The sequence below is a fragment of the Methanobrevibacter thaueri genome (assembly GCF_015062905.1).
Classification (GTDB): domain Archaea; phylum Methanobacteriota; class Methanobacteria; order Methanobacteriales; family Methanobacteriaceae; genus Methanocatella; species Methanocatella thaueri_A.
Genome location: NZ_SUTK01000049.1, coordinates 1 through 10,620 on the forward strand (window position 1 = coordinate 1; position 10,620 = coordinate 10,620).

Sequence of the window (10,620 nt, forward strand, 5' to 3'; positions counted from 1 at the left end):
TATAAATGATAGAGGGGAATCCGAGTTAAATTTGTTGTATCTAATAACATTATTAGCAATGTTTTTAACCCATCAAATCTTATATTTAACTATGAAGGATACAGCAAAAACCCTGAATGAATTGATTGAAATTTTCGGCTTTGGATGTGAATTCGACATTGAAGAATTGTTCAATCACTTCAATAACCCCCAAGAGGTAATTGAATCATTGGAAAAACACGGACTTATAGAAAAAAATCAGGTATCTAAGAGATATTATCTCTCAGACATCTTCACATGCAGCACTTTCCTCACACAGCACCTTGCAGATGATGAAATCGAGGAGAAAACATCACCTGAAATACTGAAATATTCATTTGACATTAAAAAAGTTGATCTGGTTGAATTTGTGGCTAGATTCAAGGGTTTTGAGGAAAAAATTGAAAAAATGGAAATCATGCCATGCGGAGATTCATTCGAAATATCCCTTGAAATCCGCGAGGATGGGGAACTGATTGAACTGCCAAAATAATTAAAACAAGCTTTGATTAAAATGCATGCAACAAAATTTTCCCTAAAATGATGACACGGATATTCAATATAATAAAATTGACTTTGAAAAACAGCATAATCAAATGGGCTAACCTATAGCATCCGCCATCTTTTCGTATAGTTCATCCTTTCTGAAATGGTTTTCACGCAGGAAATTCAAAATCCTCATGGAATCCTCCCGATATCCCATATCCTCCAAAACCAATGCCTGCTTGAGCATGTCCGCTTTTGAAATCTTAAGACAACCTCTGAATTTTGGGTCAATGTCCAGATTCAGTTCATATCGGCAAATGCCTTCACCAAAGACTGCATAATCATTTTCACTGACATCCAAAGACTTTTCAAAACACTTTAGGGCCTCACTGAAATCTTTCAGCTTAAGATATGCCATAGCCTTCTTGTTCAATAGCTTGGAGAGTATCTTCTGCTTGAACTTGGAGGGACTCATAAGGGCCTTGTCGTAGCTTTCAATTGCGCTTTGATATTCTCCCCTTGCAAAATGTTCATCTCCCGCATAGATGTTCAGTTTCAGTTTTGGAAAGCTGGACCTTTCATCATTGGCCTCATGCAATAGAGATTTGTGATATTCCAAGTCCTTCAGGGAACCGTCGGCATCAACCGCACGCAGGTAATGTCTCAATGCCTTTACGAAATGCCCCTGGCCACGCAGGCAATATGACTTGTAGAGCAATGCCTCGCCATACTTGGGATCGTAAAAGAGCACCTCATCAAACTTTTCAATGGCTTTCGAGTATTTTTGTGATTTGAAAAGTGCAATTCCATCATCAAGAGCGTTTTTGATTTGAATCTCCTTTTTCAGGTGCATGATTGGGAATTCCCTGTTGATACTGTCCCTGCCAATCCTTTCGATGAATCGGTCATCCATGCCCATCCATTTTGTTGACACACCGTCAATAGAGAATTTCACATGATTTTCAAAAAATTCGCATTCAATCTCATCAGCAACATTAAGACTCATCAAGTATAGATTTAAAAAGAGTTATTTAAATAGATTTTTGTTCTGGCACAAAAGGCCGTTGAATTCACACTCACCGCAGCTTACGTAATGCCTTGAGTAGTCATCATCGGATATCCTTTCAACTACGCTTTCCAGATAATCGATTATGAATTCGCTCCTGACGAATTCCCTTTCATAGAGCTTTCCCTCATCGAGAACATACAGCATCAAGTTTTCAACCTCAACGTCCTCCCTTTCCTTCAGGGCAATTGCATAATAGCCCAGAAGCTCCATGTAAAATGAATGATAGTTTTTCATCTCATCCCTGGTGCGTATGAAGTGAACCAGGCTCACACCGTCACCGTCGCTCACCATCAGGTCAATGACCCCGTTTATGTCGTATCCCCCGACCTCAAGACTTACAGGATGGGATGTCCTTAAAACATCAAAGTTTCTGCCGTAGTCCTGCCAATAGTCGGCAAAATGATTGAACAGCTTTTTAAGACTCTTTTCACCTGATGCAAATGAGTATGACCTGATTACCTCCAGAACAAGATTTTCTATGCTGTCCCTGTCCCAGTCAGTCATGAACTTGTCGTTGTGCAGGCGGTTTACGATTATCCTGAGCTTTGAGTCTATGAACTTGTCTATGTTTTTCGGATTCTTGAACTTCAGGTTGCTTTCGAAGTTGTACCTCAGCGGACAGAAGAGGTAGTCCTCAAGAACGTTTTCGAAATCTATCTGGTTGAAGAGGTTGGTGTCACGGATCATGTGGGATGTGACCTTCTTCATTGCGAAGACATCTGAAGGCTCGATTCTGACCAGGTCGCTTTCATAGTCCCTTAACACTTGGGGAATCCTGCTTCCGGACCTTGGAAGCACAGTTGAAAGTATCAGAAGTTCCTCGGCACGTGTGTTTGCAACATAGACGACCCTCTCCTCTTCACGGTCGAACTCGAAAGGCTCCTGCTCCTCGGAGACCTTGTATTTCAAAAACCTGTTCGGGGTCGGATAGACAGGATAGTTGTTGAAGATATGGTCCTTTCGCTGAGGGGAGAATGTCAGAGGAAAGCTCCTGTCCTTGATTGATGCGGTTATGACAACAGGATATTCCAGACCCTTCGCCTTGTGGACGGTCATTATGTGGACCTTCTGGGAGTTGTCCTCCTCCTCGTTAATCGGGCATGAGTAGTACTTCAGTGAACGGTAGAGATAATTGAAAAGACCGATAAGGTCATACTTTCCCATGATGTTTTCATAATCAGAGATGATTTCGGAAATCAGGGCCAGGTTAAGCGCTGCCTTTTTGGCTTCAAAGTCGCTTCTTGAGAAAAGCTCATCTAAAAATCCGGTTATCCTTATGAGCTCATAGTACACCTCAAGGCAGGACATTCTGACTTCACCCAATGATGATTTAAGCTCGTTCAAATCGCAGAAGAAGTCAAGGTCATGCTCGTCTGTTATTCCGATGCCCCTGAGCTCGTCCCTGGAATATGTGCTCAGGTCGACTGTTCCGACCCTTTCGAATATCTCCTCCAGGGTATCGTCCGCATAATCCCTGACGACATCCATTATGGATGCTGATTTGGACGATGAGTCCATAGGCTTGAAGCTTTTCTTGACGTTGACCACATTCGCATGATACCTTCTCTCGATGTCATCGAGGATGTTCCTGGTTTTTGCAGACAGCCTGAACACCTTGGAAGATTCATAGTATGTGTCTGTGAATGACGAGAGGTTTATCCACTGGCCGCCGTCCCCATAATAGGCTATCCTTGTAGGGTCGAAGGGCAACATGTACCATATGAGTGCAAGAACCGCCTTGACCTCATCCTGATAAATCAAATCGTCGATTCCCTTAAGGTAATATGGAATCTTTTCCTTTTCGAACTCCTCGAGAATGCCCTTCTTGTCCTTATGGCTTCTGAACAGTATGCACACGTCGCTGTATTTGGATATCTTGCCTGATGTTTTCAGGTTCTTTATGATATAGGCTATTCCACGGTATTCCTCATCCTTCCTGTTTTCAAGCATGTAGACGGGCATCTTGGATTTGTTGACGGCCTTCAGGTCTTTCGGATTTGCACGCTTCGGGCTTATGAACCTTTCGTTGAAGGCAACTATGTCTGATGTTGAGCGGTAGTTGTTGACGAGAAACTTGTTTTCGAACTCGTCGCTTCCGGCATAGTCGTTGAAGAATTTAGGATTGGCTGCCCTGAATGAGTATATGCTCTGGTCAGCATCTCCCACAACAGTGTAGGTGTCTGACTTGCTCTTGAGCCTCTCGAATATCTGCATCTGAACCGCATCGGTGTCCTGAAACTCGTCGATTAGGATATTGGTGTACTGGACCATTTTGAGGTTATCGTCATCGGAAAGGATTTCAAGAGCCTTGATTAAAAGGTAATTCTGGTCGCAGACATGCTCCCTTTCCATAAGGTCTATCCAGTCGTTGTATGACTTTGCAATCTGGAGATACCTTGCCTTGTAGACATCGCATTGGAAATTAAGCTGCTTTATCTCCTTTTTGGAAGGGTAGTGATTTTCACTGTGTTTTGAATAATAGTCCTCAATATACTCCAAATATTCCTGTGAAGGCCTGAATTTTGACTCGATGTAATCTATCAGGCCTTTTGAGTCGACTTCGAAGAGCGCATATTCATCATACTTCTTAAGCACCTGTCCGGACTCGTAGTTTCTAAGGAACGCCGGACCGGTGAATCCCAGCTCATCCTTGTGCTTGTTGAAAAAGAGGTTGCGTTCGGATTCCCTTTTGAGAAGGTTGTATGGGATGTCTGAAAAGTCCTGAAGGATTGCCCTGCAGAAGCTGTGTATTGTGCTTATCCTCATCTTGCTTATTGTGTTCAAATCCAGCTTGGTGTCCTTCTTGAACCTTTCGCGCAATTCCTCTGCTGCCTTGTTGGTGAATGTGATTACCAGTATGCTTTCGGCCTCGACTCCCTGGCTTATAAGATGGCATACCCTTTCAATGATCACCCTTGTCTTTCCGGCTCCCGGACCCGCATTTATCACCAGCGGCCGTTCTGTGAACTCGACCGCCTCCCTTTGATAGTCATCAAGGTCAACATCGGGCGGGATTTCGCGTATGCTGCAGTAGTCAACCTTCTTCACTGCCTCGAAGTTGAGCTTTCTGTCCAATGGATTTCCCTCACTGTCAAAAAGCCTCAATGTCAATATGTGCCTTTTGATGAAATCGTTGAGATTGGATTCGATGAAATCAACTACCTTCTGCTTGTCACCGGCAGCGAGGTCCTCAAGCTGGATGAGGTCATCGCCCTCAAGGCCCACAAGTTGAGGCGATATCGAGTTGACACGGAGATTGTCGATGATGAGGTAGATGTCATCGTTGGTGATTTTCGGGTTATGGCCCAAAAAGGTGAAGTCGTATTCATAGTCGACATTCAAAAATTGCTCGATTGGTTCAAAATAATCTTCATAGATATATGTGAACAATATCTTATGGACACTTTGCATATCCCTTTCAGATAATGTGAGAGAGGCGTCATTAAATACGTCGATAGTCAGCACAAGATCATTATCGGTTTGCTTGCAGAACAAATCCAGGATTACCTTTGCAGTTGCCATGGCAAGAGGGTACTTGCGAACAACGATAAGCTTTTCCATGACTTCACACAAGTCATATAAATCTCTATATTTACCCTTCAGAAAGGTAAAGACACTACTTTCTCTCATTATACTCATTGAAACGTTTGGTTAAAAAAACACTGTCGATTTTCTCAGGCTGAATCATGCCTCTTGAAATCTCATCCCTGATTTCGGACACTAACATTTTGCCCTCCCATTTGCTCAATCCCTTGGATTTGACAAAATGGGAAAACGAATCGCCGCTTCCCTCAACAAAATACTCCAGATTCGATAGGGCACGGACCTTCTTTTCCTCACTTTTACGCATGCACTGGTCAAGGAACTCATGCTTGATGCCTTTCCTGAATTCCACCGCATCAATTATCCTTTCCCGAATTGCAAGGACTACGTCGACTATGTCCCGGTCTGTCAGTATAGGATAGTCCCTTTTGGCCTTCTTAATTGTAAGCGTGTCATATGCCCTTCCGACAATCATGTCGAGGTCACGGAAATATGACTCCTGCCTGACCGCATTTGCGAAATAATATTCAAGGTAACGCTTGATTTCAAAGTCAGTGATGTTGTCCTCCAGAATCCTGCTTTCAATCCTTGAGTAAATAAGGCTGATTTCGTTCTGGTCCAGGCCGAAGCCTTCAAGAAACCTTTTGTAATAGTCGCCCTCGGGATTGATCAGCCCGGTGAGGTAATCAAGCTTGGATTGCTTTTCAAGGTCAAGGACCTTCCTTTTGAAATAATCCTCCAATGTGGAGACAAGATTGTCCGGCATGACCCTGTTAGAACTGATATCATTTTTCAGATTGTCAATTATGACCTCGCAATCATTCAGGCTCAAGTCATATGAGTAGAGCAGATAATTGAAAAATGGAGTGTCATAATCCCCAATCAGTTCATCCAACCTTGAAATTGTAACTTCGTTAATCATTATAAGTTTATATTTGTTTTAGATAGATTAAAAAACTTTTTAAAAATTGTAGATTATTGCCGTTTAACCGGGGAGAAAAATTATTAAAGGAGTTGAATAAAAGGTGAACAGACAAATGAATGGCTTTGAAAAAACCCCGGTTAAACAGCTGTCAGCGTGAAAGAATAGGGAATCAGTTGAAAATCCCCTGATCATATTAATTTACTAAAATATCGAATAATCGACCACATAATGCATCTTTAATCCCTTGTAGAACCACTCGAGTGAATTGATCAGATGCACCGGCAGGTCAAAGACCATTGTGATGAATGCAGGATATGACCTTGTCTTCCAGATGCTGTAGACTGCCTTGAACTTGGCGAGCTGGTCGTAGTAGACGAACCTTCTCCGCCTGCTTTGCAGATGAAGCTCAGATGACTGGATGTCGAAATTCATCTTGATGTCGAGCCTCAATCGGTTCGTCTCATCGTAAATGTCCAAATCGTTGAGATTCCTGTGAAACACGAACTTCATGAACCTGTTGATTAGCCTGTTCAGCTTCTTTTCACGGTTGAAATACACATCCTGTGGCCTTAATTTTTTATGAGATCTTGCCATATAACTCCCCCTTTTAAATATGTCTGGCACATTTTTGTGCCAGGATTTCGTCAAACACGTACCAAATTCTGTTTTCACTTAAAACCAATTCCCTTAACTCCCCAATGGAATCAGCTTCAATGACATGGCCAGATTCGCAATAGCAATATCTGCCCCTTGAAACCTGAACCCTGAAGATTCCGGTTTCGTTTTCCCGGTAGTTAGCCTTCAGCTCCATTGTCAAAAGCTCCTCTAGGAAATAGAATACCTCTTTAAGCTCGTAATCCTCTACTTTTGATAAGTCCAACACTCCATAGTCAATCTCCCTGAGTGTCCTTGCACTCAGGAAGTCAAAAATCTCTGATGAATATCTAACCAAATCAATCTCCATTTAAACCTCAGCTAAATTACAGTCAACCATAACAGGCATGTGTTGAAAAGCAGCCCAAGATATGTGCTTGTCTTGTTGTCCCCCTTCATGAGGTTGTAAAGCACAAGCAGCAGTGAAAAGATCACTATCATAAGCTGGACAGCTGTCAGAATGTTTGTAATCATTTTATCATCCCCTCCATGATTTCAATGACTCGTTTGTTCAACGGGTTTTCCAGGGACAGGAATTCCCTGTTTCCGGCATCTGAACCGAACGGCGCAAAGTGGACTCCTCTACCGCAACCGTCATCAATTGATGCACCGAATGTGACTTCACCATCCCTGACCTTAATGCCAAAGTCAGCGAATTCAAATACCAGGACATTGTCCAGGTTTTCCGGCATGAAATTCTCCTTTCTGTTTTCATATTCCAAAATGAACGAGGTTTTTCCGTCCTTAACTTCGGATGTGGAAAATACAAGTCGTATGAATATTCCATACTGATGTGATTTTCTTTCAAGAAACTCAAAGAAGGCCTCATCCATCTCATCGAATGTGTACTTCTCATCTGCCTTGCCGATGTAGGTAGGCATGCTGTTGTCCGCCGCAAGCTCATCCACGTAGAAATGAAACTCGCTGTTTCCGGCTACAGAGTGTTCGACAGTCTTTTTAACATTTACATTAATCTCTTGGCTTCTCTCCATTATTACTCCTCTAAATGATGATAGTTATAGTTCAAACATAGCATATGCTATGATAAGCTGATTACATATGTTGATTTTGGTTGATTAGGTTGTCAGGCATTGAACAACCTTATTGGTCTAAAAGAACACCGCACTCCAATATGCAGTTGATTTCACTTGTGGTGTCATTTTTATCAGCCCCTTTTTAATGTCAAAAAGTTCGTATAGAGTCTTGATTACAATTTTATAGTGATGTGGTTAAATTTACAATAAATTTAAAGTGCAGTTATATATCACTTTCTAATAGTATATAAATGTTTTGATTTTTTGGGTTCTGATAGCGTCCGCTAAACAGAGATAAATAAATAAAAAAAGTTTTCGTACGTAAAAAATTGCTCGCTAAAAAAATAAAAAAGTAACTAGATATGAAATCTAGTTATTTAATTTCCGTTTTTAATCATTCTTGTTTTTTCCTTGACCAGAAACAACCGAATAATGCGAAAACAGCAACTAAAAGATATGCAATCGGATTACCGGTAGCATGCATGGTTGCCTCATGAACTGGATTTTCAGGTTCGGGAGTAGATTCTGGTGTTGGTTCCGGAGTAGGTTCAGGACTAGGAGGTACAGGTTGAACCTTTTCAATAGCACTAATGGTGGCATTGTCGTCATTGTCAGTTAAATTACTTTCATTGCCGCTGCCTGTAACGTGTGCGCTATTTGTAATCAAACCTGGATTCATTACTTTACATAAAATATCCAAAGTAACTCTTTCTCCATTTGCCAGAGTACCTATTGTCCAATTTCCAGTTGCTTTATCGTAATTACCTTTAGAAGCGGAATAACGGATGAATTTTACGCCGGATGGCATGACATCACTGACCCAAACGCCTCTTGCAGGGCTTGGACCATAGTTGACCACTTCAATAATCCAGTGCATGTTATCGCCGACATAGTAAACTTTGTAATCTGATGATTTCATGATTGCCAGATCACATAGTTCAGATGCTTCAGTGGTATTGTTAGCATGGTTGTTGGTCTCATTTGAATCCGGAGTGGATGTGGTTACATCTACCGGATTGGTAATGTTTCCAACGCTCAATACTCTAGTCACAATTTTGAGTGTAACGGTTGAAGCATTGTCCAGTTTACCGATTGTCCAAATATTGGTGTTCTTGTCGAATGTTCCCTTAGTGGCAGTGTATGAAACTAACCTTAATGAATCTGGAATGTCTTCCAAGACCTTTACGTCTGAAGCTGCGCTAGGACCATGATTGATTACAATTATAGTCCAGGTCAAGTCCTCTCCTACATAAGCCTTTTTGGAGCTTACGAGTTTGATGATTTCCAAATCACAAACAGGATTTGCTACAGTAGTGTTGTTTGCAATGTTGTTTGTTTCATTAGTGTCAGGAGTTGTTGAGTTCACTACAACAATGTTAGTTATGTTGCCTTCAACCAGAACTTGGGTCAATAATGTGATTGAAACAGGGCTGTCCACTTCTAAACTGCCGATGTTCCATATTATTGTATTTCCATTCTGTTTGCAGTTTTCAGGCAATCTTAATACTTTAAGTCCGTTAGGCAAAGTGTCGTTGACTACAACGTTTTCAGCTGTGTTAGGACCTCTGTTTACAACAGTGATTGTCCATTCAACAATGTCGGTTACATTTACCACAGATGCGTTTACGGATTTTGTAATTACCAAATCACAAATAGGATCGGCAACAGTAGTGTTGTTTGCAATATTGTTGGATTCGTTGGAATCCGGAGTAGTGGAATTTACAACTACAGTGTTCATAAAAGTGCCGTTAGTCAAGACTCGAGTGACCAAAATAAGGAAAACAGGTGAGTTTATCCTTAACTCATCTATCTGCCAAATCCTGGTTTCTTCATCAAAACTTCCCGCAGTTGGTGTTGCACTAATGATTTTCAGACCATTAGGTAAAGTGTCATTTACCACAACGCCAAAAGCAGTTGATGGACCCTTATTGACTAAAGTTATATTCCATTCTACAGTGTCATTTGCATAAACATGGGATGCGTTAACATATTTATGGATTTCCAAATCACAAATCGCATTTGCAACAGTGGTATTGTTCGCCTTATTGTTGGACTCATTTGAATCCGGAGTAGTAGTGTTCACGACAACGAAATTAGTATTATTGCCTTCACGGGTGATTTTGGTAACGAATTTAAGAACAATTGGATCGGCATTAGCAACCAAATCACCAAGCTCCCAAACAATATTGTTACCGGTCAGTTTACCGTTGTTTGGCAATTCACCAATTACGACAACGCCAGCAGGCAAAGTATCATTAACAACAACATTCTTAGCAGTGTTAGGACCTTTATTTTCTACAATAATTGTCCATTCAACAGTCTCATTAACAAAGATGCTTGTTGCATTGACCTGTTTGATAACAACCAAATCACAAAGTTCACTTACAGTAGTGTTGTTGTTTGCGGTTTTATTGTCAGTCTGATTGCTGGTTGCATTGACCATGTTGATTAAAGTACCGTTCACTAAAGTCTTGAATACTAAAGTGAAGTTAGCACTTGAACCAGGAGTCAGATTACCGTCATAAGTGAATACATTGCTTGAATTAGTCCATTTATGAGTGTCATCAATGAATTTGACCAATTCATATTCAGTGTCTTTGTAATCCTCATAAACAGCAATGTCAGTCAAGTTGCAGTCACCGGTGTTGGTAACGACAATCACGAAAGTGACGTTTTCACCGACAATCACGGTTTTATTCAATGCCAATTTCACAACAGTCATGTTTGGTTTGTAGACATCAGTAGTGTTGTTTCCTGTTTTGTTATCGGTTTCGTTGGATGAAACGTTGACCTGGTTTTGTAAAGTACCGTTCACTAAAGCAGTAAATACAACAGTGAAGTTAGTACTGTTACCTTTTGCCAAAGCACCATCATAAACGAATACATAATCA

At 41.2% G+C, this 10,620-nt stretch carries 9 protein-coding genes; 1 reads left to right on the plus strand and 8 read right to left on the minus strand.

What is annotated here, in order from left to right:
* The coding region (locus E7Z79_RS07985) for a hypothetical protein (RefSeq protein WP_303739431.1) at positions 1-511 on the plus strand (511 nt) is incomplete at its 5' end.
* Between the two features lie 108 nt (positions 512-619).
* Here the strand turns inward: E7Z79_RS07985 and E7Z79_RS07990 are convergent.
* The 8 genes from E7Z79_RS07990 to E7Z79_RS08025 all read right to left on the minus strand — a co-directional run.
* Positions 620-1,510, minus strand: coding sequence for a tetratricopeptide repeat protein (locus E7Z79_RS07990; RefSeq protein WP_303739432.1), 891 nt, complete (start codon positions 1,508-1,510; stop codon positions 620-622).
* A gap of 21 nt (positions 1,511-1,531) precedes the next feature.
* The gene (locus E7Z79_RS07995) at positions 1,532-5,203 is read right to left on the minus strand and encodes an ATP-dependent DNA helicase (protein ID WP_303739433.1); all 3,672 of its coding nucleotides are present in this window, start codon (positions 5,201-5,203) and stop codon (positions 1,532-1,534) included.
* Entirely contained in the window at positions 5,190-6,038 is an 849-nt protein-coding gene (locus tag E7Z79_RS08000) for a hypothetical protein (RefSeq protein ID WP_303739434.1), read from the minus strand. The genes E7Z79_RS07995 and E7Z79_RS08000 overlap by 14 nt, the downstream gene beginning before the upstream one ends.
* Positions 6,039-6,242: 204 nt before the next feature.
* Entirely contained in the window at positions 6,243-6,635 is a 393-nt protein-coding gene (locus tag E7Z79_RS08005) for a hypothetical protein (protein WP_303739435.1), read from the minus strand.
* A 13-nt stretch (positions 6,636-6,648) separates the two neighbouring features.
* Complete coding sequence (locus tag E7Z79_RS08010; RefSeq protein WP_303739436.1) at positions 6,649-7,005, minus strand: hypothetical protein; 357 nt, start codon at positions 7,003-7,005, stop codon at positions 6,649-6,651.
* Positions 7,006-7,016: 11 nt separating this feature from the next.
* Entirely contained in the window at positions 7,017-7,169 is a 153-nt protein-coding gene (locus tag E7Z79_RS08015) for a hypothetical protein (RefSeq protein ID WP_303739437.1), read from the minus strand.
* Positions 7,166-7,687, minus strand: coding sequence for a hypothetical protein (locus tag E7Z79_RS08020; protein ID WP_303739438.1), 522 nt, complete (start codon positions 7,685-7,687; stop codon positions 7,166-7,168). The genes E7Z79_RS08015 and E7Z79_RS08020 overlap by 4 nt, the downstream gene beginning before the upstream one ends.
* 436 nt (positions 7,688-8,123) lie before the next feature.
* Positions 8,124-10,620 (minus strand): DUF11 domain-containing protein (locus tag E7Z79_RS08025; RefSeq protein ID WP_303739439.1); only part of this gene is annotated, 2,497 nt, incomplete at its 5' end.

Excerpts from the sequence above, each read along its gene's own strand:
- E7Z79_RS07995 (WP_303739433.1), bottom strand. The coding sequence starts at position 5,203 with ATGAGAGAAAGTAGTGTCTTTACCTTTCTGAAGGGTAAATATAGAGAT.
- E7Z79_RS07990 (WP_303739432.1), bottom strand. The coding sequence starts at position 1,510 with ATGAGTCTTAATGTTGCTGATGAGATTGAATGCGAATTTTTTGAAAAT.
- E7Z79_RS08020 (WP_303739438.1), bottom strand. The coding sequence starts at position 7,687 with ATGGAGAGAAGCCAAGAGATTAATGTAAATGTTAAAAAGACTGTCGAA.
- E7Z79_RS08005 (WP_303739435.1), bottom strand. The coding sequence starts at position 6,635 with ATGGCAAGATCTCATAAAAAATTAAGGCCACAGGATGTGTATTTCAAC.
- E7Z79_RS08010 (WP_303739436.1), bottom strand. The coding sequence starts at position 7,005 with ATGGAGATTGATTTGGTTAGATATTCATCAGAGATTTTTGACTTCCTG.
- E7Z79_RS08000 (WP_303739434.1), bottom strand. The coding sequence starts at position 6,038 with ATGATTAACGAAGTTACAATTTCAAGGTTGGATGAACTGATTGGGGAT.
- E7Z79_RS08015 (WP_303739437.1), bottom strand. The coding sequence starts at position 7,169 with ATGATTACAAACATTCTGACAGCTGTCCAGCTTATGATAGTGATCTTT.